The following is a 24,306-nucleotide window of genomic DNA, read 5'->3' on the forward strand; positions in this document are numbered from 1 at the left end:
CCTGCTCAGGCGAAGGCCGCGCGCAGCTCCGGCAGCGTGGCGTAGTAGTAGGCCGGCGACTCGGCCATCAGCTCGGCATGGCTGCCGAATCCGTATCCCACCGCTGCCGCCTGCAGGCCGTTGGCGCGCGCGCCGATCAGGTCGTGCTTGCGGTCGCCGACCATCAGCGTGTCGGCCGTCTCGAGGCGTTCTTCGGCGAGCAGGTGGGCGATCAGCTCGACCTTGTCGGTGCGGGTGCCGTCGAGCTCGCTGCCGTAGATCACCTTGAAGTGCCGGTCGAAGGCGAAGTGGCGGGCGATCTCGCGGGCGAACACCGAGGGTTTGGAGGTGGCGACATAGAGCGTGCGTCCCTGGCCGCGCAGGTGCTCGAGCATCTCCAGCACGCCGTCGAACAGCAGGTTCTCGTAGAGCCCGGTGACCCTGAAGCGCTCGCGGTAATGCTCCACCGCCTGCCACGCCCGCGCTTCGTCGAAGCCGTAGAACTGCATGAAGGCCTGCAGCAGGGGCGGGCCGATGAAGGGTTCGAGCTTGGCGAGGTCCGGCTCGTCGATGCCGAGCCTGGCCAGCGCGTGCTGGATCGAGCGGGTGATGCCCTCGCGCGGGTCGGTGAGCGTCCCGTCGAGGTCGAAAAGAATCGTCGCGTGGTGCATGGGCAGCGGCCGGCAGCGGGAGGGTTGCCGATTGTCCCGTACCCGGCCGGTACGGGCAACGCGCCAGGGCTCAGCGCGCCGCGGTCCGCAGGCGCTGCGCGAGGGCGTTCGCGGCGGCGAGGTCCTGCTCGATCAGGCTGCCCAGCCAGTCCATGAATGCCCGTACCCGGCGCGGCAGGTTGCGCCGGTGGGCATAGAGCAGCGAAGCGCTCATCGGCGCCGGCACGTGGTCGGGCAGCACCAGCTGCAGTTCGCCCCGTTCGAGCGATTCGCACACGCCGGCCAGCGGTACCTGGATCAGGCCGAAACCACCGAGGCAGGCTTCCTTGTAGCCGTCGCTGTTGTTCACCGTGACCCGGCCGCGCATCGGCAGGCACAGCGTCCTGCCGTTCTCCTCGTACTCGAAGCCGGCCGAGCGGGCGCCGAGCACCGACACGTAGTGGATCAGCTGATGATCGGCGAGGTCGTCCAGCGTCCTGGGCGTGCCATGGGCCTCGAGATAGGCGGGGCTGGCGCAGTTGACCAGCGGATAGCTGCCGAGCCGGCGCGCCACCAGGCCCGTGTCGCTGACCTCGCCGATACGCAGGACGCAATCGAACCCCTCGCGCACCAGGTCCACCCGCCGGTCGGTGGCGCTGACTTCCATTTCCAGCGCCGGGTGCCGGTCGAGGAATTCGCCCAGGCGCGGCATCACCAGGTTGCGCGCGAGGGCGACCGGCAGGTCGATGCGCAGGCGTCCGGTGAGCGAGCTGCCTTCGCGGAACAGCCCCTCGACTTCGTCCACCTGATCGAGCATGTCGCGGCAGCGCTCGTACAGGAGCTGGCCGTCCTGCGTCGGCTGTACCCGGCGGGTGGTGCGTTGCAGCAGGCGCGTGCCGAGCCGCTGTTCGAGCGCGCGGATCTGTTCGGAAACCGTCGAGCGGGGCAGGCCGAGGCTGTCGGCGGCGCCGGTGAAGCTCGCCAGTTCATGGACCCGGACGAAGGTGCGCAGCAGGTCGAGCAGGTTCATCGGACCGTCCTGATTGATCGTGTTGATCGAACAGTCTATCCGGGCCTGGATGATTTATCCGGCCTGGTTTGAACAATAGAGTCGATCCCGTACCCACCACCCCACTCGGGAGACTCGACATGACAGGCAAACTCGCAGTGATCACCGGCACCAGCCGCGGGCTCGGCCGCAACGCCGCCCTGAAGCTGGCCGCCCAGGGCGTCGACATCATCGGCACCTACCTCAGCAAGGCCAGCGAAGCCCAGGCGGTGGCCGAAGAGATCGAGCGTCTCGGCGTCCGGGCGCTGATGCTGCCGCTGGACGTGGGCGACAGCTCGGGCTTCGCCGACTTCGCCGAACGGCTGCGCGCGGCGCTGCCCGAGCGCTTCGGCCGCCAGGACATCGACTTTCTGGTGAACAACGCCGGCACCGGCCAGACCACCAGCTTCGCCGAAACCAGCGAGGCGCTGTTCGACCTGATGATGAACATGCACCTGAAGGGGCCGTTCTTCCTGACCCAGGCGCTGCTGCCGCTGATCGTCGACGGCGGGCGCATCCTCAACGTCTCCAGCGGGCTGACGCGCTTCACGCTGCCCGGCTACTCGGCCTACGCGGTGATGAAAGGCGGCATCGAGGTGCTGACGCGCTACCAGGCCCGTGAACTCGGCGCGCGCGGGATCAGCGTCAACGTGCTCGCCCCCGGCGCGATCGAGACCGACTTCGGCGGCGGCGCGGTGCGCGACAATGCCGAGCTCAACGCCTTCGTCGCGGCGAACACCGCCAAGGGCCGGGTCGGTCAGCCGGACGACATCGGCCTGGCCGTCGCCGCGCTGCTGAGCGAAGGCGGCCGCTGGATCACCGGCCAGCGCATCGAGGCCTCTGGCGGGATGTTTCTCTGACCCTGAGGGCGATGCGGGTGTGCGCCCGCATGGCCTGCGTCGGGCTGAAGAGCTCGCGGTCAAGACCCCGCTCCCACGGGTGAGTGCTCCAAGGCAGCGCCCGCGCTTGTGGGAGCCGTCGGGGGCGCCTGGTTTTGACCGCGAAGGCTTCGGATCAGCCGCCGTAGCCTTCGGCCAGGTGCTGGTCCTTGAGCTTCACGTAATTACCCGCGGTGTAGCTGAAGAAGGTGCGTTCCTTGTCGGTGAGCGGACGCGCCTGCTTCACCGGGCTGCCGACGTAGAGGTAGCCGCTCTCCAGGGTCTTGCCCGGAGGCACCAGGCTGCCGGCGCCGATGATCACTTCGTCCTCGACCACCGCCCCGTCCATCACGATCGACCCCATGCCCACCAGAATCCGGTTGCCCAGGGTGCAGCCATGGAGGGTGACCTTGTGGCCCACGGTGACTTCGTCGCCGATGGTCAGGGGAAAGCCGTCGGGGTTGAACGGGCCGGCGTGGGTGATGTGCAGCACGCTGCCGTCCTGGATGCTGGTGCGGTTGCCGATGCGGATGCGGTGCATGTCGCCGCGGATCACCGTCAGCGGCCAGACCGAACTGTCGGCGCCGAGGTGGATGTCGCCGATGAGCACGGCCGAGGGGTCGACGAAGACGCGTTCGCCGAGTCGTGGCGTGTGGTCCTGGAAGGTGCGGATGGTCATGGATGGCTCCGATGTGATGGCGGCGCGCCCAGGCGAGCCGCGCGAAAGGTCTGAAGCTTAATGGACGGCATCGCGCAGGGGGCGAAAGAACTCGCCGGGCGTCGCGCCGAACTGTTCGCGAAAGGCCGCGATGAAGGCCGACAGGGACTCGTAGCCGCTGGCCAGCGCCACGTCGGTGACCCGCTCGCCACGCTCCAGCCCGGGCAGGGCGCTGAGCAGGCGCAGGCGTTGGCGCCAGGCACGGAACGTCAGCCCGGTCTCGCGCAGGAACAGGCGGCTGAGGGTGCGCTCCGAGACGCCCAGCGCCTGGCTCCAGTCGGCCAGGCCCTGCGCGGAGTCGGGATGCGCCTGCAGGCGCCTGCACAGGCGATGCAGCCGCGGCTCGACCGGCAGCGGCAGCATCAGCTCGACCTCCGGCGCGCTGCCCAGCTGATCGAGCAGGACCTGCACCAGGCGGCCCTCGGGGCCCTGTTCGTCATAGGTCTCGGGCAGCGTGGCGAAGTGGCCGATCAGCTCGCGCAGCAGCGGGCTCACCTGCAGCACGCGGCAATGCGCGGGCGCATCGCCGGCCACGCGCCGGTCGATGTACAGGCTGCGGATGCAGGTATCCGGCGCGCAGAACACCTGATGGGGCACGCCGGCCGGCACCCACACCGCACGCAGCGGCGGGGCGATGAAGCGGCCGCTGTCGGTGCGCACTTCGAGCACGCCTTCCACGGCATGGGAAATCTGGACCCAGGGGTGGCTGTGGCGATAGCCGAGCTTGAGGTTGGGCGGCGAATCGAGCTTGCCGTACACCGGCCGCGGCAACGTCGCGGGCATGTTCGGCTCGGCGGTCACGGCGATCGGTTGTCCGATTGGCGACATTTAGTGCCTGCTTGGCGTTAGCCGGAAGGAAAACGTCACGTTAAGGTCGCTCCCCTTCGTCCGCAAGCCCGGGAGCCGCTCGATGGCCAAGCTTCGCCTGCTGTTCGACAATTTCACCCTCGCCTTGCTGGCGGTGATCGCCATCGCCACCGTCTTGCCCTGCGAGGGCCGTGGCGCGGTGTTCTTCGAGTGGCTCACCGCCCTGGCCATCGGCCTGCTGTTCTTCATGCACGGCGCCAAGCTTTCGCGCGAAGCGATCCTGGCCGGCGCCGGCCACTGGCGGCTGCACCTGCTGGTGTTCTTCTGCACCTTCGTCATGTTTCCCCTGCTGGGGCTGGCGCTCAGGCCGGTGCTGGCGCCGCTGGTCGGCGCCGAGCTGTACCTGGGCATGCTTTACCTGTGCGCGCTGCCGGCCACGGTGCAATCGGCGATCGCCTTCACCTCGCTGGCGCGGGGCAACGTGCCGGCGGCGATCTGCAGCGCGGCGGCGTCCAGCCTGATCGGCATCTTCCTCACGCCGGTGCTGGTGCTGCTGCTGATGGGGGTCGAAGGCGATACCGGCTCGACGCTCGATTCGATCGGCAGGATCGTCCTGCAGCTGCTGGTGCCCTTCGTCGCCGGGCAGGTCGCGCGGCGCTGGATCGGCGCCTGGGTGACGCGCAACAGGAACTGGCTCAAGACCGTCGACCAGAGCTCGATCCTGCTGGTGGTCTACACCGCGTTCAGCGGGGCGGTGGTCGAAGGGCTCTGGCAGACCGTCCCGCTCGTCAACCTGCTGGGTCTGGCGCTGGCGTGCTGCCTGCTGCTGGCGCTGGTGCTGTGGTTGACGAGCCTGCTGGGCAGGCTGCTGGGCTTCAGTCTGGAAGATCGCATCACCCTCCTCTTCGCCGGCTCGAAGAAGAGCCTGGCCACCGGCGTGCCGATGGCGCAGGTGCTGTTCGCCACCAGCGCGGTGGGGATGATCATCCTGCCGCTGATGCTCTTCCACCAGATCCAGCTGATGGTCTGCGCGGTCCTGGCCCAGCGTTACGCGCGCCGTGATGAAGCGCCGGAGGCATCGCCGTCGCCGCGCTGAACGGCCAGGAATGGAGGCTGCGTGGCCGCGCAATTGCCTTTAACATGCGGGGGTGAGTATTTCCTAGAAGGGCATTGCCGTGACCGATACCAACCCCCTGCTTCGGGACTTCGACCTGCCTCCCTATTCGGAGATTCGTCCGGAACACGTCGAGCCGGCCATCGACGCCATCCTCGGTGACAACCGGGTCGCGCTTCAGGAGTTGCTCAGCCGGCCCGCCGAAAGCCTGGACTGGCAGACCCTGGTGGTCGGCCTGGACGAGATGAACGAGCGGCTCGGCCGCGCCTGGGGTCCGGTGAGCCACCTCAACTCGGTCAAGAACAGCCCCGAGCTGCGCGCCGCCTACGAGGCCTGCCTGCCCAAACTGTCGGCCTATTCCACTGAACTGGGGCAGAACCCCGACCTGTTCCGCGCCTACCAGGCGCTGGCCAACAGCCCGGAAGCCGACAGCTTCGAGGTGGCGCAGAAGACCATCCTCGAGCATTCGCTGCGCGATTTCCGCCTCTCGGGCATCGACCTGCCGCCGGTCGAGCAGCAGCGCTTCGGCGCCATCCGCATGAAGCTCTCGGAGCTGGCCAGCCGCTTCTCCAACCAGTTGCTCGACGCCACCCAGGCCTGGACCAAGCACATCACCGACGAGTCCGCGCTCGCCGGCCTGACCGAGTCGGCCAAGGCGCAGATGGCCCAGGCGGCCCAGGCCAAGGAGCTGGACGGCTGGCTGATCACCCTGGAGTTTCCCAGCTACTACGCGGTGATGACCTACGCCGATGACCGCGCCCTGCGCGAAGAGGTCTACACCGCCTATTCGACCCGCGCCTCCGATCAGGGGCCGAACGCCGGTCAGTTCGACAACGGCCCGGTGATGGCCGAGATCCTCGACCTGCGCCAGGAGCTCGCCAAACTGCTCGGCTTCGCCAACTACGCCGAGCTGTCGCTGGCGACCAAGATGGCCGAGTCCACCGACCAGGTGCTGGGCTTCCTGCGTGACCTGGCCCGGCGCAGCAAGCCGTTCGCCGAGCGCGACCTGGCCGAGCTGCGCGCCTTCGCGGCCGAGCAGGGGCTGGATGACCTGCAGAACTGGGATCTGGGCTACTACAGCGAGAAGCTGCGCCAGCAGCGCTACAGCCTCAACCAGGAAGCCGTGCGCGAGTACTTCCCCGTGGACAAGGTGCTCTCGGGCCTGTTCGCCATCGTCCAGCGCCTCTACGGCATCGAGATCCACGAGCTGGAAGACTTCGACAGCTGGCACCCGGACGTGCGCCTGTTCGAGATCCGCGAAAACGGCGAGCACGTCGGGCGCTTCTTCTTCGACCTCTACGCGCGCTCGAACAAGCGCGGTGGTGCCTGGATGGACGGCGCCCGCGACAAGCGCCGCACCGCCCTCGGCGAACTGCAGACGCCGGTGGCCAACCTGGTCTGCAACTTCACCCCGCCGGTGGGCGAGCGCCCGGCGCTGCTGACCCACGATGAAGTCACCACCCTGTTCCACGAGTTCGGCCACGGCCTGCACCACCTGCTGACCCGCGTCGAGCATGCCGGCGCTTCCGGGATCAACGGCGTGGCCTGGGATGCGGTCGAGCTGCCGAGCCAGTTCATGGAGAACTGGTGCTGGGAGCCCGAGGGCCTGGCGCTGATCGCCGGCCATTACCAGACCGGCGAAGCGCTGCCGCGCCAGATGCTGGACAAGATGCTCGCGGCGAAGAACTTCCAGTCCGGCATGGTGATGGTGCGCCAGCTCGAATTCTCGCTGTTCGACTTCGAGCTGCACGCCACCCACGGCGACGGGCGCAGCGTGCTCGACGTGCTCGACACCATCCGCGACGAGGTCGCGGTGATCCGTCCGCCGGCCAACAACCGCTTCCCCAACAGCTTCGCGCACATCTTCGCGGGCGGTTACGCGGCCGGCTACTACAGCTACAAGTGGGCCGAGGTGCTGTCGTCCGACGCCTACTCGCGTTTCGAGGAAGAGGGCGTGTTCAACGCCGAGACGGGCCGGGCGTTCCGCGATGCGATCCTCGCCCGCGGCGGCTCCCAGGAGCCGATGGTGCTGTTCGTCGATTTCCGCGGCCGCGAGCCGTCGATCGACGCGCTGCTGCGCCACCTCGGGCTGACGGCGGAGGCGGCATGAGCCAGCCACCGGTCAAGCGCTTCATCGCCGGGGCGGTCTGCCCGGCGTGCAGCGCCCAGGACAGCATCAAGATGTGGGACGTCGACGGCGTGCCGCATCGCGAATGCGTCGTCTGCGGCTACGCCGACACCCTCAACGCCCAGGGCCAGTCGGTGCCCAGCGAGCTCGGCACCCGGGTCAACCAGCCCAAGCCGAAGGTCGCCGATGCCAAGGTCCAGTCGGTGCAGTTCTTCCCCAACCCCAAGCTGAAAAAGCCCGAGCCGTGATCCCCGCCGGCTGGCACCTGACCTGTGGCGACCTGGCGGCCGAAAGCGTCGCCACCGTCACGGCCGGCCAGCCCGACGTGCGGATTCGGGCCATGCGCGACGACCTTGCCGTCGGCCCGCTGCGGGACGTGGACGCCGCGCGCTGCCCGGCGCGCGCCTCGTTCTGGGAGGCGGTCTGGCCGGACGCTGCCGAGCCGCGGCCCGACTTCGCCGATGACCTGGGTAACGATGCCCGCTGGCTCGCCGAGCTGCCGGGGCAGGGGCTCGGCGGGACCGTCTGGCATGGCGACAGCGCGTCCGAGCAGCTGTTGTTGGCGCGGGTCTGCGCGGCCCTGGCCGGCAGCCCGCTGCCCCTGTTCGAAATCGCCTGTGGCACCGGCGACAGCCGCGTCGGCACGCGCATGGCGGTCTCGATGCATCCGCCGGCGGCGCTGGCCGAGCGCTTTCGCCCGCAGCGGATCGACGCTGCGCGCCAGCATCGGCTGGCCGAGCAATGGCGCGGTGCGGTGGCGGAGGATGCGGATATTCGCCGCTGGCGCGAAGGGCGCTTCTTCGGCGAGGGTTTCGAGGCCATCGATGCGCCGCTCGTCGCGGCGACGGGACCGGACTGGAGGCCGCTGGCGCAAGCCATGGCCGAGGTGATGAGGCACTGCGACGGCTTCTTCCCCACCGATTATTTTCTCTACTGGCGTGCCCGCGAGCTGGCGCGGGCCGGCCGGCTCGAACTGGACGGCGTGCCGCGCGCGCAATACGCCGCCTTGCGGGTACGCCGCGCGGCTAGTGCAGCCTGAGGCTCTTGCGCAGCGTCTCCAGCGTTTGCTCCAGCGCGGCGGCATTGGCCACCGGCATCGCATAGCTGAGCGAATAGACGGCCTTGTCGTTGCGCGCCATCAGCAGGTTCTGCTGCAACACGGGCGTGCCCTGCTGGCTGATGTCGCAGCGCACCTCGCGCGCGGGCAGGTCGCCCATTTCGGTATCGGCCGGCGGCTGGCAGGCGGTCAGCAGCAGGTTCTGCGCGAACCCCAGCTGGATGCCCTGGCGCATCTGCCGGAGCACCTTGTCCAGATCGATCTCCACGCTTGGCGAGAGCGGCAGGCGGGTGATCTCGACGACCACCTCCTGCTCGCCGTTGGGCTTGAGCTTCATCGCGCGCTGACGCTCGCCGCTGACCTCCGGTTCGAACGGCGATTGCGGCGCGGGCATCTGCTCCACCTCCCAGCCGGCGGGCCAGTCCACCTCGAAGGTCTCGGCCAGGGCAGCGCTGCAGAACAGAAGGGCAAGGACGGCAAGTGGAGCGCGAGAGGGCATCGTGGGAACTCTGGGAAACATCGCACCAGCCTGCCTGATGCGACGCAGGGCCACAACCGCCGCCGTTCCGTCGGGCAGACCAACGGCGCGCCCCGGGCCGTGCGCATGGGCCGGCTCTTTGATACTGTATTTATATACAGCTATTCGGAGCCGCCCATGTTTCCCCCCAAGACCACCCCGCGCGGGCGCGGCACCGCGATCAACCCGCACAACCGCTTCGCCCCGACCCTGACCGAAGCCTACGACGACGGCTGGGAGCAGGAGGTGCCGCCGACCCGCGCCACCGAAGTGCGCCGCGAGCTGGCCAAGACGGTGCTGACCCGCAACCAGTCTCCGGATGTCGGCTTCGACCGTTCGGTGAACCCCTATCGGGGCTGCGAGCACGGCTGCATCTACTGCTTCGCCCGGCCCAGCCACGCCTACTGGGACCTGTCGCCGGGGATCGATTTCGAGACTCGCCTGATCGCCAAGACCAACCTCGCCGAACGGCTGGAGCAGGAGCTGTCCAAGCCCGGCTACGTGCCGCAGCCCCTGGCGCTGGGGGTCAACACCGACGCCTACCAGCCGCTCGAACGCGACCAGCGCCTGACGCGGCAGGCGCTGGAGATCCTGCTGCGCTTCAAGCATCCGCTGCACATCATCACCAAGAGTTCGCTGGTGCTGCGCGATCTGGACCTGCTGGTGCCGCTGGCCGAGCAGCGGCTGGTGACCGTGTCCCTGAGCCTGACCACCCTGGACGACGAGCTCAAGCGCATCATGGAGCCGCGCGCGGCCTCGCCGTCGGCGCGCCTGCGCACCCTGCGCACCCTGCACGAGGCCGGCGTGCCGGTCAGCGTGATGTGCGCGCCGATGATCCCGATGATCAACGACATGGAACTGGAGAGGATGCTCGAGGCCGCCCGCGAGGCCGGCGCGCGCTCGGCCGGCTACGTGCTGCTGCGCCTGCCCCACGAGGTCGCGCCGCTGTTCGAGGCCTGGCTCGGCGAGCATTTCCCGGACCGCGCCGCCCACGTGATGAGCCTGGTGCGCCAGTCCCGGGGCGGCAAGGATTACGACAGCCGCTTCGGCACCCGGATGCGCGGGGAGGGCCATTTCGCCGAGCTGATCGCCCAGCGCTTCAGGCTCGCCTGCAAGCGCCTGGGCTACAACCGGCGCGAGGACAACTACGGGCTCGATTGCAGCCGTTTCGCCCCGCCCGGACAGCAGCTGAGCCTGATCTAGCGGCCCGCGGAGTGGATGCGTCCCCGCGCGAACCGGCCCTGCCGATGTGGCCTATTGCCTGCGTGAAAGCCGCGTAGCAGAGCGGCGCATTCAGGTTCGTTTAAGTTTGCCGAGCTAGCCTCGTGGCGAATGTGACCAGCCGGTCACGACCACAGGAGGCTTGAGCATGAATGATCGCACCCTACCGGCCAGCACCCCGGAAGACCCGCCCGTCACGCCGAGCGCCGACGAGGCGCTGAGTCAGGTCGTCGAGGGCTTTCGTCGCTTTCGCCGGGAGGTGTTTCCCGAGCAGCAGGCGTTGTTTCGCCGGCTGGCCAATGCCCAGCGGCCGCGGGCGATGTTCATCACCTGCGCCGATTCCCGGATCGTCCCCGAGCTGATCACCCAGAGCGCGCCGGGAGACCTGTTCGTCACCCGCAACGTCGGCAACGTGGTGCCTCCCTACGGGCAGATGAACGGCGGCGTGTCCACCGCCATCGAATACGCGGTGATGGCCCTCGGCGTGCAGCACATCATCGTCTGCGGCCATTCCGATTGCGGGGCGATGAAGGCGGTGCTCGACCCGCAGACGCTGGAGCGCATGCCGACGGTCAAGGCCTGGCTGCGCCACAGCGAGGTCGCCCGGACCGTGGTCGAGCAGAACTGCGCCTGCAGCGGCCACGCCGGCCTTGGCGTGCTCACCGAGGAGAACGTGGTCGCCCAGCTCGACCACCTGCGCACCCATCCCTCGGTGGCCGCGCGGCTTGCCAGCGGCCAGCTGTTCATTCACGGCTGGGTGTACGACATCGAGAGTTGCGACATCCGCGCCTACGACGCGCGCCGTGGCGTCTTCCTGCCACTCGACGGCGAAGGTCCGGCGCCGGTCGCCACGCCACGGCCGCGCTACCAGCCGGCCTGAGCCGCCTTGTTCCGAAGCCGTGCGCCTGCCGGCGTCGCGGCTGCCTCGTGTCTTGCTCCAGGGGAGAGACCGCTTCATGTCAATCCAATCGCTCAAAGCCACCTTGCCGCGCGATGCGCTGGCATCGCTGGTGGTATTTCTGGTGGCGCTGCCGCTGTGCATGGGCATCGCCATCGCCTCCGGCATGCCGCCGGCCAAGGGTCTGATCACCGGCATCGTCGGCGGGCTGGTGGTCGGCTGGCTGGCCGGAGCGCCGCTGCAGGTCAGCGGCCCGGCGGCGGGCCTCACGGTGCTGGTCTTCGAGTTGGTCCAGCGACACGGCGTGGCGATGCTCGGGCCAATCCTGCTGCTGGCCGGCGCGCTGCAGTTGCTGGCCGGACGCCTGCGACTGGGCTGCTGGTTTCGCGTCACCGCACCGGCGGTGGTCTACGGGATGCTCGCCGGCATCGGCGTGCTGATCGTGCTGTCGCAGGTCCACGTGATGCTCGACGCCACGCCGCGGGCATCCGGCCTGGATAACCTGGGCGCGTTCCCGGCGGCGGTGCGCGAGGCCCTGTCGCTTTCGGGCAGTGGCGGCGAGGCGGCGCTGCTCGGGCTGCTGACCATCGCCGTGATGTGGAGCTGGGACCGTTTCGCCCCGCGCCGCCTGAAGCTGCTGCCCGGCGCCTTGCTCGGCGTCGGGCTGGCGACCCTCGCCGGGCTCTGGTTCGGCCTGGAGGTGCGTCGGGTCGAGGTGCCGGCCAACCTGGGCGAGGCGATCGACTGGCTGCGGCCGGACGACCTGCTTGCCCTGGCCGATCCGCATCTGCTGGTGGCGGCGCTGGCCGTGGCCTTCATCGCCAGCGCCGAGACGCTGCTGTCCGCCGCGGCGGTGGACCGCATGCACCAGGGGCCGCGGGCCGACTTCGACCGCGAGCTGTCCGCCCAGGGTATCGGCAACATGCTCTGCGGGGTGCTCGGCGCGCTGCCGATGACGGGGGTGATCGTGCGCAGTTCGGCCAACGTCCAGGCCGGCGCGACCACCCGCCTGTCGGCGATGCTGCACGCCGTCTGGCTGCTCGCCGCGGTGGTCCTGCTGGCCGCCCTGCTCGAGCGGATACCGGTGGCGAGCCTGGCCGGCGTGCTGGTCTACACGGGCCTGAAGCTGGTCGACCTCAAGGCGCTGCGCCACCTTGGCCGCTACGGCCGGATGGCGATGCTGATCTACCTGGCCACAGCCCTGGCGATCGTCGCCACCGATCTGCTCACCGGCGTGCTGCTCGGTTTTGCCCTGACCCTGGTGCAGCTCGCCTGGCGTGCCTCGCGGCTGGACATTTCCCTGCGTCGCAGCGGCCGCGACGTGGAGCTGCAGATGGACGGCGCGGCGACCTTCCTCAAGGTGCCGCAGCTGGCGCAGACCCTCGAGACGCTGCCGCGCGATGCCCGGCTGCACGTGCCGCTCGAGCGCCTGGGCTACATCGACCACGCCTGCATGGAGCTGCTGGAGGAATGGCAGCGCGCCAACCACGCCAGCGGCGGGCGGCTGATCATCGAGCCGCGCGACCTCGAGCGCCGGGTCGAGGGGCAGGGCGGTCAGGGCGTCGGGATGGCGACGGCAGGGGGGAACTAAAGCCTGCCGCCCGGCCCCCAAGACCCAGGTTTGCCCACGATCCGGAGGACGCTTGGATATCTTTCTCGACCTGTTGCAGTGGCCGGCGATGCTGATCACGGTCGCCGCGGCCTGGCTGATCGGCTCGCTCAACCCCCGACGGCGCACGGTGGGGTTCTGGTGCTTTCTCGCGAGCAACGTGCTGTGGGTCGTGTGGGGGCTGCACGCCAGCGCCTGGGCGCTGATCGCCCTGCAGGTGTGCCTGGCGATCATGAACATTCGCGGCGTGAAGAAGAACGACCGCGACGACCGCCAGGCCGGGGCGCAAGGCGCGGCCTGAAGCCTACCGGCGCGTTGCGCGACCGCGCGCCGGCCCCTCCGGCGCGCCCCCAAAATCCCCTTGCCGGAATCGCCCGGCGGGCGCAACGCCTCGGCTGGCGCGGCTTCGGGCGATTGTGTTGCGTCAAATTGCCAGAGCCGCATCGCTGTCTATACTCCGGAAACGAAGGCGTGACCAGTTGAGTTCCGACTGTGCGACAGCACGGGTCTGGCGACCGAATCATCGGGGGTGGCCAGACGGGCCTTGCTTAGGCCTTGTTCGGGAAACGCAGGGCGTCCACGTGCAAGCGGCCAGGCAGGGCGCGCGAAGGCGGCGTCGTTTACGGGGTAAGCGATGCGAGGCTTTCGGCGCGGCGGCAGCAGCGCGGGCACACCGATCGTTTTCAGAGGCTGTAAACCAGTCGGCGGGATAACAATAACCATAAGGGGAACCCGCAATGACGCGACATCCACGAGTCTGGATGGGCCTCGGGCTGTGGCCGGCGGCAGGCCTTGCCGAAGCGGCCTGGGATGTGAACATGCGAACCGGGGTGACGGACGTCAGCCATTCGGTTTTCAACCTTCACATGACCATCTTCTGGATTTGCGTCGTCATCGGCATCCTGGTGTTCGCCGCGATGTTCTGGTCGATGCTCATGCATCGGCGCTCCCAGGGTCATCAACCGGCCCACTTCCACGAGAACACCCGCGTCGAGGTGCTCTGGACCGTCATCCCGCTGCTGATCCTGATCGGCATGGCGATTCCGGCCACCCGTACGCTGATGCACATCTACGACACCAGCGAGTCGGACGTCGACATCCAGGTCACCGGCTACCAATGGAAGTGGCACTACAAGTACCTGGGCGAGGACGTCGAGTTCTTCAGCAACCTGACCACCCCGCGCGACCAGATCAACAACCGCGAGGCCAAGGGCGAGCACTACCTGCTGGAGGTGGACGAGCCGCTGGTGATTCCGGCCGGTGCCAAGGTGCGCTTCCTGATCACCGCCGCCGACGTCATCCATTCCTGGTGGGTGCCGGACCTGGCGGTGAAGAAGGACGCCATCCCCGGCTTCGTCAACGAGTCCTGGACCCGGGTGGAGCGGCCCGGCATCTACCGCGGCCAGTGCACCGAGCTGTGCGGCAAGGACCACGGCTTCATGCCGGTGGTGGTGGAGGTCAAGTCCGCCGAGGACTACGCCGCCTGGATCGGCGAGAAGAAGGAGGAGGCCGCGCGGATCAAGGAGCTGACCAGCAAGGACTGGACCCTCGACGAGCTGATGGCCCACGGCGAGAAGGTCTACCAGACCAACTGCGTCGCCTGCCACCAGGCCAATGGCGAGGGCATCCCGCCGACCTTCCCGGCGCTCAAGGGCTCGCCGATCGCCACGGGTGAGGCCCAGGCCCACCTGGACATCGTCGTCCACGGCAAGCGCGGCACCTCGATGCCGGCCTTCGGCGGCCAGCTTTCGGAAGTCGACATCGCCGCGGTGATCACCTACGAGCGCAATGCCTGGGGCAACAAGGTCGGCGACATGGTCCTGCCCAAGGACGTCCTGGCCTTCAAACAGGCCGACGAAGCCAGCCAATAAGAGGAGTGCCGAGATGAGTGCAGTGATCGACGATCATGGTCATGCCGGACACGACCATCACCACGGCCCCGCCAAGGGGCTGTCGCGCTGGCTGTTGACCACCAACCACAAGGACATCGGCTCGATGTACCTGTGGTTCAGCTTCTGTGCCTTCCTGCTGGGCGGCTCGATGGCGATGGTGATCCGCGCCGAGCTGTTCCAGCCGGGCCTGCAGATCGTGCAGCCGGAATTCTTCAACCAGATGACCACCATGCACGGGCTGATCATGGTGTTCGGCGCGGTGATGCCGGCCTTCGTCGGCCTGGCCAACTGGATGATCCCGATGATGATCGGCGCGCCGGACATGGCCCTGCCGCGGATGAACAACTTCAGCTTCTGGCTGCTGCCGGCCGCGTTCGGGCTTCTGGTCAGCACGCTGTTCATGGAGGGCGGCGGGCCGAACTTCGGCTGGACCTTCTACGCGCCGCTGTCGACCACCTACGCGCCGGAGTCGGTGACCTTCTTCATCTTCGCCATCCACCTGATGGGCATCAGCTCGATCATGGGGGCGATCAACGTGGTCGCCACCATCCTCAACCTGCGCGCACCCGGCATGACGCTGATGAAGATGCCGCTGTTCGTCTGGACCTGGTTGATCACGGCCTTCCTGCTGATCGCGGTGATGCCGGTGCTCGCCGGCGTGGTGACCATGATGCTGATGGACATCCACTTCGGCACCAGCTTCTTCAGCGCCGCCGGTGGTGGCGACCCGGTGCTGTTCCAGCACGTGTTCTGGTTCTTCGGCCACCCCGAGGTGTACATCATGATCCTGCCGGCGTTCGGCGCGGTCAGCTCGATCATCCCGGCGTTCAGCCGCAAGCCGCTGTTCGGCTACACCTCGATGGTCTACGCCACAGGGGCCATCGCCTTCCTCTCGTTCATCGTCTGGTCGCACCACATGTTCACCGTCGGCATCCCGCTGGTGGGCGAGCTGTTCTTCATGTACGCGACCATGCTCATCGCCGTACCCACCGGGGTGAAGGTGTTCAACTGGGTCTCGACCATGTGGCGCGGCTCGCTCACCTTCGAGGCGCCGATGCTGTTCGCCGTGGCCTTCGTCATCCTCTTCACCATCGGCGGCTTCTCCGGGCTGATGCTGGCCATCGCTCCGGCCGACTTCCAGTACCACGACACCTACTTCGTGGTGGCGCACTTCCATTACGTGCTGGTGCCGGGGGCGATCTTCGGCATCTTCGCCTCGGCCTACTACTGGCTGCCGAAGTGGACCGGCCACATGTACGACGAGACCCTGGCCAAGCTGCACTTCTGGATGAGCTTCGTGGGCATGAACCTGGCGTTCTTCCCGATGCACTTCGTGGGGCTGGCCGGCATGCCGCGGCGCATCCCCGACTACAACATGATGTTCGCCAACTTCAACATGGTTTCCTCCATCGGTGCCTTCATGTTCGGGGCGACGCAGCTGCTGTTCCTGTTCATCGTCATCAAGTGCATCCGCGGCGGCGTGCCGGCGCCGGCCAAGCCCTGGGATGGCGCCGAAGGGCTGGAATGGTCGGTGCCGTCGCCCGCGCCCTACCACACCTTCCAGGTGCCGCCGGACATGAGCGACGTGCACGAACACCGCAAGGGCACCGGTGGGGAGCTGACGCCGTGAGCATGGACGGGGTGTCGGGGACCTGGGACCGCGCGGCCCCCTTCGCGGTCAAGACTGGGCGTCCCCGACCGCTCCCACGGAAGCCGAGACCGCCGCCGAGCCTGTGGGAGCGGTCTCGACCGCGAGCTTTCAGCCAGTCTCCATCGACCCACCTCACCGGAGGATGCCTAGATGAACGATGAGCTGCCTTTACCCAAGCTGGTGCGCCGCCTGGTACTGGTGGTGGTGGTGATGTTCGGTTTCGGCTTTGCGCTGGTGCCGATCTACGACGTGATGTGCCAGGCCTTCGGCATCAATGGCAAGACCTCCACCTCCGCCTGGACCGGTTCGCAGGCGGCCGACGAGGCGCGTGAGGTGCGGGTGCAGTTCCTCGCCACCAATGCCTCGGGCATGGTCTGGGAGTTCAAGCCGGTGGCCGATCAGGTCAGCGTCCATCCGGGGGCCGCCCAGGAGATGCGCTTCATCGCCTACAACCCCACCGACAAGCCGATGACCGCCCAGGCGATACCCAGCGTCTCGCCGTCCAAGGCCGCGGCCTACTTCCACAAGACCGAATGCTTCTGCTTCACCCAGCAGGTGCTGCAGCCCGGCGAGCGGATCGAGATGCCGGTGCGCTTCATCGTCGACCGCGGCCTGCCGGCCGAGGTCCGCCACCTGACCCTGGCCTACACGCTGTTCGACATCACGTCCCGCCAGCCGCCGGTTGCCCATACGGGCGGCTAAGGAGCCCAGCATGACTAGCACGCACCAGAACTACTACGTCCCGGCGCAGAGCAAATGGCCGATCGTCGCGACCGTCGCGTTGCTGACCACGGTGTATGGCCTGGGCAGCTGGCTCAACGACCTCAAGGCCGGGCGCGATGAGTCCAGCGGGCCGATGATCTTCTTCATCGGTGCGCTGCTGATCGCCTACATGATGTACGGCTGGTTCGGTTCGGTGATCCGCGAGAGCCGCGCCGGGCTCTACAGCCCGCAGATGGACCGCTCGTTCCGCTGGGGCATGAGCTGGTTCATCTTCTCCGAGCTGATGCTGTTCATGGCGCTGTTCGGCACGCTGTTCTACATCCGCTACTGGACCGGCCCCTGGCTGGGTGGGGAAGGCGAGAAGGGCATCAGCAACATGCTCTGGCCGAATTTCGAATACACCTGGCCGCTGCTGGAAAACCCCGATCCGAAACTCTACCCGGCCCCCAGCGGCGTCATCGGCGCCTGGGGCCTGCCGCTGATCAACACCGTCCTGCTGGTCACCTCCAGCTTCACCCTGACCTGGGCGCACCACGCGCTGAAGAAGGGCCACCGCAAGCACCTGAAGATCGGCCTGGCGGCGACCATCCTGCTGGGGGTGATCTTCCTGATCCTGCAGGCCGAGGAGTACGTCCACGCCTATACCGAACTGGGCCTGACCCTGGGTTCGGGGATCTACGGTGCGACCTTCTTCATGCTCACCGGCTTCCACGGCGCCCACGTGACCATGGGCGCGATCATTCTCACGGTGATGCTGGTGCGGGTGATGCGCGGGCATTTCGATGCCGAGCAGCATTTCGGCTTCGAGGCAGCGGCCTGGTACTGGCACTTCGTCGACGTGGTGTGGATCGCGCTGTTCGTCTTCGTCTATGTGCTCGGCACCTGAACGGACGGGTCACAGCCGCCCGGTGAGAAAACCCCAGGCCATCAGGGCGATGGTCAGCGCGCTGAGGGCGACGCGGACGAAGAGGGCGGTCACCACCCGGGAGGTCTTGCCCTCGTCCTTGACCAGAAAGAACAACCCACTGAACAGACTGACCAGCGTGGCCACTAACGACAGGGCGATTGCCATCTTGAGCATGAGCGACTCAGCGACAGGGGGAGGTGTGGTGCAGTATAGCCAGTCGAATCGACCGCCAGCCAAGCGTGGATCGGCGCGGTTCCGGCCCGGTCTGGTGCCTACGCTGGTGGTCATCGCGTTGCTGCCGGGGCTGCTCTGGCTGGGCTTCTGGCAGCTCGAGCGCGGTGAGCAGAAGCGCGAGATGATCGAGCGGCAGGAGGCCCGCCAGCAGGCCGAGGCAGTCGGCCCGGAGCAGGTGGAGCAGATCGACGACCCGGCCTATGTGCGGGTGCAGCTGCAGGGTTCGTTCGATGCCGAGCACAGCTTCCTGCTCGACAGCCGCACCCGCGACGGCCAGGTGGGCGTGGAGCTGCTGCAACCCTTCCAGGACCAGCCCAGCGGCCGCTGGGTGATGGTCAACCGCGGCTGGCTGCCCTGGCCCGATCGGCGCATACCGCCGGTCTTCGATACCCCGGACCTGCCACTGAAGGTCACCGCCTGGGTCTACGCGCCCTCGGGCAAGCCGTTCGTGCTCAACCGCCGGCCCGCCGAAGGCTGGCCGCGGCTGGTCAACCATGTCGATGTGACCGAGCTGTGGGACACCCTGCAGCGCGACGGGCTCGGTTACGAGGTCCGCCTGGAGCCGGGGCCTGCCGCCTACCGGGTGGACTGGCCGGTGACCACCATGCGCCCGCAGCAGCACATCGGCTATGCGGTGCAGTGGTTCGCGCTGGCCGCCGCCCTCATCGCCCTGTTCGTCTATTTCGGCCTGCACCAGGCCAAGGGAGACCGCCATGACCGCCATGAATCCGACCGTCGCGCCCCCTGATCGCCGCCGCAGCCGCGGGCGCTGGCAATTGCTGGCGATCGTCGCGGTGGTGCTGGGGCCGATGCTGCTGGCCTCGAGCATGTACCGCTTCGGCTTCTGGGTGCCGCAGACGCGCACCTTCGACGGCGTGCTGATCGGCAATGGCCAGGGCCGCGCGGAGCTGGGCATCCAGGCACCGGCCGATCCTCACTGGCAGCTGCTGGTCACCGCGCCGGCGGGCTGCGCCGAGGACTGTCGGCAGCTGGTCTACCTGGCGCGCCAGATCCACGTGGGGCTGGGGCGCGAGGTCACCCGGGCGGCCCATGCGCTGGCCCTCGCCGAGCCGCTGGATGAGGGCTACGAGGCGAAGCTGGCGGCCGAATATCCGCAGCTCAAGCGCTACCCGCTCGAGCCGCAGGTCTATCGACGCAGCGGCCTGGCGCCGGTCGAGCCGCAGCTGTGGATCGTCGACCCGCACGGCAACCTGGTGCTGCGTTACGACGCCAGGACGCCCGGCAAGGCGATTCTGGAGGACCTGCGCCACCTGCTGAAACTCTCGCAGATAGGCTGACACGATTCGAAAACCTCGCCGTTAAGCAGAAATTGGAATTACCGAAGCGGGTCACTGCCTAAGCGGGGACCTCAAGGAGAACCCGATGGCCAGACCCGGATACCGTCTCGCCCTGCTCGCCACCGCGCTCACCGTGGTGGTGGTCCTGCTTGGTGCCTACACGCGCCTGACCCACGCCGGCCTCGGCTGCCCCGACTGGCCGGGCTGCTACGGGTTTCTCGGCGTACCCATGAGCGAACACAAGCAGAGCCTGGCCGCCGAGCGCTTTCCCGATGCGCCGCTGGAAGTGCACAAGGGCTGGAACGAGATGATCCACCGCTACTTCGCCGGAGCGCTGGGGCTGGTCATTCTCGGCCTCGCGGTGCAGGCGGTGCGCCGCCGCCACACCCCCGGCCAACCCGTCAGGCTGCCGCTGCTGGTGCTCGCGGTGGTCATCGCGCAGGCGATCTTCGGCATGTGGACGGTCACCCTGCAGCTCTGGCCACAGGTGGTCACCGCGCATCTGCTGGGTGGGTTCGCCACCCTGAGCCTGCTGTTCCTGCTCTGTTTGCGGCTGTCCGGCGGGCTCGCGCCGCTGCCGGGGCTGCCGCGCCGGCTGCGGGCCTTCGCCGCGGCCGCGCTGCTCCTGGTGATCGGCCAGATCGCCCTCGGCGGCTGGGTCAGCGCCAACTACGCGGCCGTCGCCTGCGTCGACCTGCCGACCTGCCACGGCGAGTGGTGGCCGGAGATGGATTTCGCCAACGGCTTCCACCTGACCCAGCACATCGGCCCCAACTACCTCGGCGGGATGCTCTACAACGAGGCCCGTACCGCGATCCACATGTCCCATCGCCTCGGCGCGCTGACCCTGACCCTGGTGCTGCTGACGCTCGCCGTCATGCTCTGGCGCCAGGGGCTCGGCCGGCTGGCCGCCCTGCTGGTGGCGGCGCTCGCCGTGCAGGTGACCCTCGGCATCAGCAACGTCCTGTTCCACCTGCCGCTGGCGGTCGCGGTGGGCCACAACGGCGGCGGCGCCGCGCTGCTGCTGGTGCTGGTGCTGGTCAACTACCGGTTGCGCCCACTTCGCGCCCGCCAGCCCGAGGCCCTGTCCGCGACGACCCGCGCGCCCTTCGACCGGACGCGCCCCTTCCCTTTGCCCCAACGCACCTCATAAGGAGAACACCATGGCCACGCTAGTCAGAGAACGATCGGCCAGTGCCGGCTGGCGCGACTACCTGGAGCTGACCAAGCCCAAGGTGGTGGTGCTGATGCTGATCACCTCGCTGGTCGGGATGTTCCTCGCCACGCGTTCGGGGGTGCCCTGGACGGTGCTGCTGTTCGGCAACCTCGGCATCGCGCTGTGCGCCGGCGGGGCGGCGGCGGTGAACCACGTGGTGGACCGGCGCATCGACGCGGTGATGGCACGCACCCATCGCCGGCCGCTGGCGGAAGGCCGGGTCGGCCCGGTGCCGGCGCTGCTGTTCGCCCTGGTGTTGAGCGCGGCGGGCATGGCGCTGATGCTGACCTTCACCAACGCGCTGGCGGCCTGGCTGACCCTGGCCTCGCTGGTCGGCTACGCGGTGATCTACACGGGTTTTCTCAAGCGCGCGACGCCGCAGAACATCGTCATCGGCGGGCTGGCCGGGGCGGCGCCGCCGTTGCTCGGCTGGGTCGCGGTCACCGGCCAGGTCACGGCCGAGCCGCTGTTGCTGGTGCTGATCATCTTCGCCTGGACGCCCCCGCACTTCTGGGCGCTGGCCATTCACCGCAAGGCCGAGTACGCCGAGGCCGACGTCCCCATGCTGCCGGTGACCCATGGCGTGCAGTACACCAAGGTGCACATCCTGCTCTACACCGCGATGCTGCTGGCGGTGAGCTTCATGCCCTTCGCCATCCACATGAGCGGCTGGCTGTACCTGGCGGCGGCGACGCTGCTGGGCGCGCGCTTTCTCTACTGGACCGTTGCGCTGTACCGCGAAAGCCGGCCGCACGCGGCGATCGGTACCTTCAAGTTCAGCATCTACTACCTGTTCCTGCTGTTCATCGCGCTGCTGGTCGATCACTATCTGATGCTGGCTCTCTGACCCGCAGGCTTTCGATGACCCGCATTCAAAAAACCGTACTGGTGCTCGTCGCCGTGGTCGCCCTGATCGTCGGGCTGACCGTGCACCGGGTCCTCAACAGCAGCGCCCAGGCCAACCCGGCGGCGCTGCTCGACGCCGGTATCGTGCTCCTGCCTCAGACGCGACCCATGCCGGATCTGCGCCTCACCGACGAGAACGGCGAGCCGGTGCAGCTCGACCAGCTCGAGGGCCGCTGGACGCTGCTGTTCTTCGGCTACACCTTCTGCCCGGACATCTGCCCGGCCACCCTGGCCGAGCTGCGCCAGCTCAGGAGCGGGCTGCCCGAAGCGCTGCGCGACCGGGTGCAGCCGATCCTGGTGACCGTCGACCCCCACCGCGACACGCCCGAGCAGCTCAGGCAGTACCTGGGCTTCTTCGGCGCGGGCTTCAAGGGCCTGACCGGGCCGATGGAGGGCATCCAGACGCTGGCCGATGCCGTGGGCATTCCCTTCATCCCGGCCGACACCTCGAAGGAAAACTACACGGTCGATCACAGCGGCAACCTCGCGCTGATCGGCCCCGACGGCAGCCAGCACGGTTTCATCCGGGCGCCGCTCAAGACCGACAAGCTGGCCGAGCAGCTGCCGAAGCTGATCGGGCGCGACGGCTAGGGCGCGCCCGGAGCGCCGCTCAGATCGACCAGACCACGTTCACCGACACGTTGCGCCCCGGCTGGGTCAGGCGGTCGAGGTTGGCCGGCGCGAGGAAACCCGCCTCGCCGGTGCTGTCGTAGCCGCGCACGTCATCCCACAGCCAGTATTTCTTGTCGGCGAGGTTGTAGAGCCCGGCATTGACCGTGATGTCCGGCGTGACGCGGTAGTAGCCGGTCAGGTCGACCACGCCGAAACCGGGGGTGCGGAACTGGGTGGTGCCGTCCGCGGCGTGGTAGGTGGTGTCGTCGACCCGGGTCTTGCGCCGCACCAGCGTCCAGTTGAGCAGGGCGCCATAGGTGCCTTCGACCTGGTCGTAGCCCAGGCCGAACACACCGGTGAGCGGGTTGACGCTGTTGATCGGCCGGCCGCTGTCGCGGTTCTCGCCCCAGGCATAGGCGATCGAACCCTGGGTGTAGAGCCCCGCCGGCAGGCCGAAGCCGCCCAGTTCGAGCCGCCCCTGGGCCTCGGCGCCGCGGATCACCGCCTTGTCGATGTTGGTGGACTGGAAGGTGGTGTAGCTGCCGCCGCCGCCCAGCGCATCCTCTTCGATGAAGTCGCGGTAGCGGTTGTAGAAGGCCGCCAGGCCGAAGCGGCCATGGTCGAAGCGCCCGCGCAGGCCCACCTCGATGCCCTTGCTGGTTTCCGGGTCGAGGCTCGAGTTGCCGATGACCTGGTAGCCGCCGCTGTCGTTGGTGAAGTTGCCGTACAGCGCCTTGGCCGTGGGCGTGCGGAAGCCTTCGGCGTACTGGCCGTAGAGGCTGTACTGGTCGTTCAGGGCGTAGGTGATGCCGAGCTTGGGCGAGACGCGGTGCCAGGTCTTGTCGTCCAGGTCGATCTCGTCGGCGGCGACCGTGGACAGGTAGGCCGCGGTGGCTTTCGGGTCGAGGGTCTCGTGGTCGTAGCGCAGCCCCGGCAGGAAGGTCCAGCGGCCGTATTCGATGCGGTCCTGCATGAACACGCCCCAGGTCCGCACGGTGGGATCGGGGAAGTCACTGGCATACAGCGGGGTGGCGCTGCCGGTGCGCAGGCCGCTCACGTCGCTGTGCTGGTAGCTCAGGCCGTAGGTGAGGTGATGCGCGGTCCGGCCGAGGGCGAATGCCTTGTCGAACTGGTTGTCCAGCGTCCAGTTCTGCTCCTGGTAGGTGGTCTTGCGGTAGCGGCTGGTGGCGCTGTTGGGCTGGTAGGTGCGCTCGTCGGTCCCGGCGTTCTGGTAGCTCAGGCGCGCGGTCCAGGTGTCGGCCAGCGATGAGTCGAAGGCCAGGCGGTTTTCCAGGCTGTAGCGCTCGCGCTCGATCTCGTTGAGCACGTTGCGACCGAGGTAGGCCCGGGTCGGGAAGCCGAACAGCGCGGTCGGCGAGCTCAGGATGTCGCCATCCATGCGCGCGCGGTAATGCTCGTAGGTCAGCTTGAGTGCGTTGTCCTCGCCATAGCGGTAGCCGAGCTTGGCCAGCACGTTGTAGGCCTCGTTGTCCTCGGGGTTGGCCTCGCTGCGGCCGGTGCCGGTGCCGCCGACGTTGCCCCGGGTCTCGGTTTCCTGCCCGCTGCGCCTGCTGTAGTGCAGCAGCCCCTCGAACGCATCCTGGCGACCGGCCACGGTGGCCGAGCCCAGCCAGCTCTCGTCGGCCGAGCTGTAGCCTGTCTTCAGGCGTGCGCCGACGTCCTGGCCGGGTTTGATGATGTCGGACGGATCGAGGGTGAAGTAGCTGACGGCGCCGCCGATGGCGTTGCTGCCGTACAGCGCCGAGGCGGGGCCGTGGAGGATTTCGACCGCGCGGATGATCTCCGGGTCGACGTAGTTGCGACGGGTATTGGCGTAGGGGCCGAAGGCATAGGCGTCGGGCACTTCCACGCCGTCGATCTGGGTCAGCACGCGATTGCCGTCGATGCCGCGGATGGTATAGCCGCTGAGGCCGGACGCATGCCCGGTGCCGGATACCGAGACGCCGGGCTGGTCGCGGACCAGGTCCTTGATGCTGTTGACGTTGCGCTGGTCGAGCGCTCGCCGCTCGATGACCGAGACGCTGGCCGGGACGTCCTCGACCGAGGCCTGGGTGCGCGTCGCGCTGACGGTGATACTGGGCAACTGCATGGGTTGGGCGAAGGTCACCGCCGGGGCGAGCGCCAATAAGGCGAGGCTGGAACCGAGGGAAAGGCGAGGCGTGGGCTTCATGGGGTGCATTCCTGTGCGAGGTGGCGGTCGCAGATCCTAGGCTGCAATTGTT

General features: G+C 68.1%; 25 protein-coding genes. 18 read left to right on the top strand and 7 right to left on the bottom strand.

Annotated features, from left to right (window positions below):
* Positions 1–5: 5 nt before the first annotated feature.
* Together DN824_RS08280 and DN824_RS08285 are read right to left on the bottom strand one after the other, a co-directional pair.
* Entirely contained in the window at positions 6–650 is a 645-nt protein-coding gene (locus tag DN824_RS08280; RefSeq protein WP_138407883.1) for an HAD family hydrolase, read from the bottom strand.
* A gap of 70 nt (positions 651–720) precedes the next feature.
* Positions 721–1,659 carry a LysR family transcriptional regulator gene (locus DN824_RS08285; protein ID WP_138407884.1) on the bottom strand — a complete coding sequence of 313 codons (939 nt, stop codon included), beginning with the start codon at positions 1,657–1,659 and terminating at the stop codon, positions 721–723.
* A 119-nt stretch (positions 1,660–1,778) separates the two neighbouring features.
* Here DN824_RS08285 and DN824_RS08290 point away from each other — a divergent pair, with 119 nt between their 5' ends.
* The gene (locus DN824_RS08290) at positions 1,779–2,537 is read left to right on the top strand and encodes an SDR family NAD(P)-dependent oxidoreductase (protein WP_138407885.1); all 759 of its coding nucleotides are present in this window, start codon (positions 1,779–1,781) and stop codon (positions 2,535–2,537) included.
* A gap of 154 nt (positions 2,538–2,691) precedes the next feature.
* Here DN824_RS08290 and DN824_RS08295 read toward each other — a convergent pair whose 3' ends face one another.
* Positions 2,692–3,234: a gamma carbonic anhydrase family protein gene (locus DN824_RS08295; RefSeq protein ID WP_138407886.1), complete on the bottom strand. Its 543-nt coding sequence runs from the start codon at positions 3,232–3,234 to the stop codon at positions 2,692–2,694.
* A gap of 57 nt (positions 3,235–3,291) precedes the next feature.
* The gene (locus DN824_RS08300) at positions 3,292–4,101 is read right to left on the bottom strand and encodes an AraC family transcriptional regulator (protein ID WP_138407887.1); all 810 of its coding nucleotides are present in this window, start codon (positions 4,099–4,101) and stop codon (positions 3,292–3,294) included.
* An 82-nt stretch (positions 4,102–4,183) separates the two neighbouring features.
* Here DN824_RS08300 and DN824_RS08305 point away from each other — a divergent pair, with 82 nt between their 5' ends.
* From DN824_RS08305 to DN824_RS08320, 4 genes are all read left to right on the top strand, one after another.
* A complete protein-coding gene (locus DN824_RS08305; RefSeq protein ID WP_138407888.1) occupies positions 4,184–5,176 on the top strand; it encodes a bile acid:sodium symporter family protein in 993 nt (330 codons plus the stop codon).
* A 79-nt stretch (positions 5,177–5,255) separates the two neighbouring features.
* Positions 5,256–7,304 (top strand): oligopeptidase A, encoded by a 2,049-nt coding sequence (gene prlC / locus DN824_RS08310; RefSeq protein WP_138407889.1) that lies wholly within the window; start codon positions 5,256–5,258, stop codon positions 7,302–7,304.
* Entirely contained in the window at positions 7,301–7,570 is a 270-nt protein-coding gene (locus tag DN824_RS08315) for a YheV family putative zinc ribbon protein (RefSeq protein ID WP_138407890.1), read from the top strand. The genes prlC and DN824_RS08315 overlap by 4 nt, the downstream gene beginning before the upstream one ends.
* Entirely contained in the window at positions 7,567–8,361 is a 795-nt protein-coding gene (locus DN824_RS08320; protein ID WP_241666676.1) for a DUF1835 domain-containing protein, read from the top strand. Before DN824_RS08315 ends, DN824_RS08320 begins: the two co-directional genes overlap by 4 nt.
* On the opposite strand, the gene DN824_RS08325 is transcribed toward DN824_RS08320, so the two are convergent.
* Positions 8,348–8,878 (bottom strand): DUF4946 domain-containing protein, encoded by a 531-nt coding sequence (locus DN824_RS08325; protein WP_158295373.1) that lies wholly within the window; start codon positions 8,876–8,878, stop codon positions 8,348–8,350. The genes DN824_RS08320 and DN824_RS08325 overlap by 14 nt on opposite strands.
* 156 nt (positions 8,879–9,034) lie before the next feature.
* Here DN824_RS08325 and DN824_RS08330 point away from each other — a divergent pair, with 156 nt between their 5' ends.
* The 8 genes from DN824_RS08330 to DN824_RS08365 all read left to right on the top strand — a co-directional run bounded on the left by DN824_RS08330 (position 9,035) and on the right by DN824_RS08365 (position 17,776).
* The gene (locus DN824_RS08330; RefSeq protein ID WP_138407892.1) at positions 9,035–10,099 is read left to right on the top strand and encodes a PA0069 family radical SAM protein; all 1,065 of its coding nucleotides are present in this window, start codon (positions 9,035–9,037) and stop codon (positions 10,097–10,099) included.
* A gap of 166 nt (positions 10,100–10,265) precedes the next feature.
* Positions 10,266–10,997: a carbonic anhydrase gene (locus DN824_RS08335; protein WP_138407893.1), complete on the top strand. Its 732-nt coding sequence runs from the start codon at positions 10,266–10,268 to the stop codon at positions 10,995–10,997.
* Between the two features lie 76 nt (positions 10,998–11,073).
* Positions 11,074–12,606, top strand: a complete 1,533-nt coding sequence (locus tag DN824_RS08340; RefSeq protein WP_138407894.1) for a SulP family inorganic anion transporter — start codon at positions 11,074–11,076, stop codon at positions 12,604–12,606.
* 52 nt (positions 12,607–12,658) lie between these two features.
* Entirely contained in the window at positions 12,659–12,925 is a 267-nt protein-coding gene (locus DN824_RS08345; RefSeq protein WP_138407895.1) for a hypothetical protein, read from the top strand.
* A gap of 436 nt (positions 12,926–13,361) precedes the next feature.
* Positions 13,362–14,495, top strand: coding sequence for a cytochrome c oxidase subunit II (coxB, locus tag DN824_RS08350; RefSeq protein ID WP_138407896.1), 1,134 nt, complete (start codon positions 13,362–13,364; stop codon positions 14,493–14,495).
* Positions 14,496–14,508: 13 nt separating this feature from the next.
* Complete coding sequence (gene ctaD, locus DN824_RS08355; RefSeq protein ID WP_138407897.1) at positions 14,509–16,146, top strand: cytochrome c oxidase subunit I; 1,638 nt, start codon at positions 14,509–14,511, stop codon at positions 16,144–16,146.
* Positions 16,147–16,317: 171 nt separating this feature from the next.
* Positions 16,318–16,869: a cytochrome c oxidase assembly protein gene (locus DN824_RS08360; RefSeq protein WP_138407898.1), complete on the top strand. Its 552-nt coding sequence runs from the start codon at positions 16,318–16,320 to the stop codon at positions 16,867–16,869.
* A gap of 10 nt (positions 16,870–16,879) precedes the next feature.
* On the top strand, positions 16,880–17,776 hold the full coding sequence (locus tag DN824_RS08365; protein WP_138407899.1) for a cytochrome c oxidase subunit 3: 897 nt from the start codon (positions 16,880–16,882) through the stop codon (positions 17,774–17,776).
* Positions 17,777–17,785: 9 nt separating this feature from the next.
* Here the strand turns inward: DN824_RS08365 and DN824_RS08370 are convergent, their stop codons facing one another.
* The gene (locus tag DN824_RS08370; RefSeq protein ID WP_138407900.1) at positions 17,786–17,971 is read right to left on the bottom strand and encodes a twin transmembrane helix small protein; all 186 of its coding nucleotides are present in this window, start codon (positions 17,969–17,971) and stop codon (positions 17,786–17,788) included.
* On the opposite strand from DN824_RS08370, the gene DN824_RS08375 reads away from it, so the two are divergent.
* The 5 genes from DN824_RS08375 to DN824_RS08395 all read left to right on the top strand — a co-directional run bounded on the left by DN824_RS08375 (position 17,970) and on the right by DN824_RS08395 (position 22,042).
* On the top strand, positions 17,970–18,779 hold the full coding sequence (locus tag DN824_RS08375; RefSeq protein WP_138407901.1) for an SURF1 family protein: 810 nt from the start codon (positions 17,970–17,972) through the stop codon (positions 18,777–18,779). The genes DN824_RS08370 and DN824_RS08375 overlap by 2 nt on opposite strands.
* On the top strand, positions 18,754–19,329 hold the full coding sequence (locus DN824_RS08380; protein ID WP_138408001.1) for a hypothetical protein: 576 nt from the start codon (positions 18,754–18,756) through the stop codon (positions 19,327–19,329). Before DN824_RS08375 ends, DN824_RS08380 begins: the two co-directional genes overlap by 26 nt.
* An 85-nt stretch (positions 19,330–19,414) precedes the next feature.
* Positions 19,415–20,482 (top strand): COX15/CtaA family protein, encoded by a 1,068-nt coding sequence (locus DN824_RS08385; protein ID WP_138407902.1) that lies wholly within the window; start codon positions 19,415–19,417, stop codon positions 20,480–20,482.
* A gap of 10 nt (positions 20,483–20,492) precedes the next feature.
* A complete protein-coding gene (gene cyoE / locus DN824_RS08390; protein WP_138407903.1) occupies positions 20,493–21,392 on the top strand; it encodes a heme o synthase in 900 nt (299 codons plus the stop codon).
* 14 nt (positions 21,393–21,406) lie between these two features.
* Positions 21,407–22,042, top strand: a complete 636-nt coding sequence (locus tag DN824_RS08395) for an SCO family protein (protein ID WP_138407904.1) — start codon at positions 21,407–21,409, stop codon at positions 22,040–22,042.
* Between the two features lie 19 nt (positions 22,043–22,061).
* Here DN824_RS08395 and DN824_RS08400 read toward each other — a convergent pair whose 3' ends face one another.
* On the bottom strand, positions 22,062–24,254 hold the full coding sequence (locus DN824_RS08400) for a TonB-dependent hemoglobin/transferrin/lactoferrin family receptor (RefSeq protein WP_138407905.1): 2,193 nt from the start codon (positions 24,252–24,254) through the stop codon (positions 22,062–22,064).
* Positions 24,255–24,306 lie beyond the last annotated feature (52 nt).

Source organism: Stutzerimonas nosocomialis, from assembly GCF_005876855.1.
GTDB lineage: Bacteria > Pseudomonadota > Gammaproteobacteria > Pseudomonadales > Pseudomonadaceae > Stutzerimonas > Stutzerimonas nosocomialis.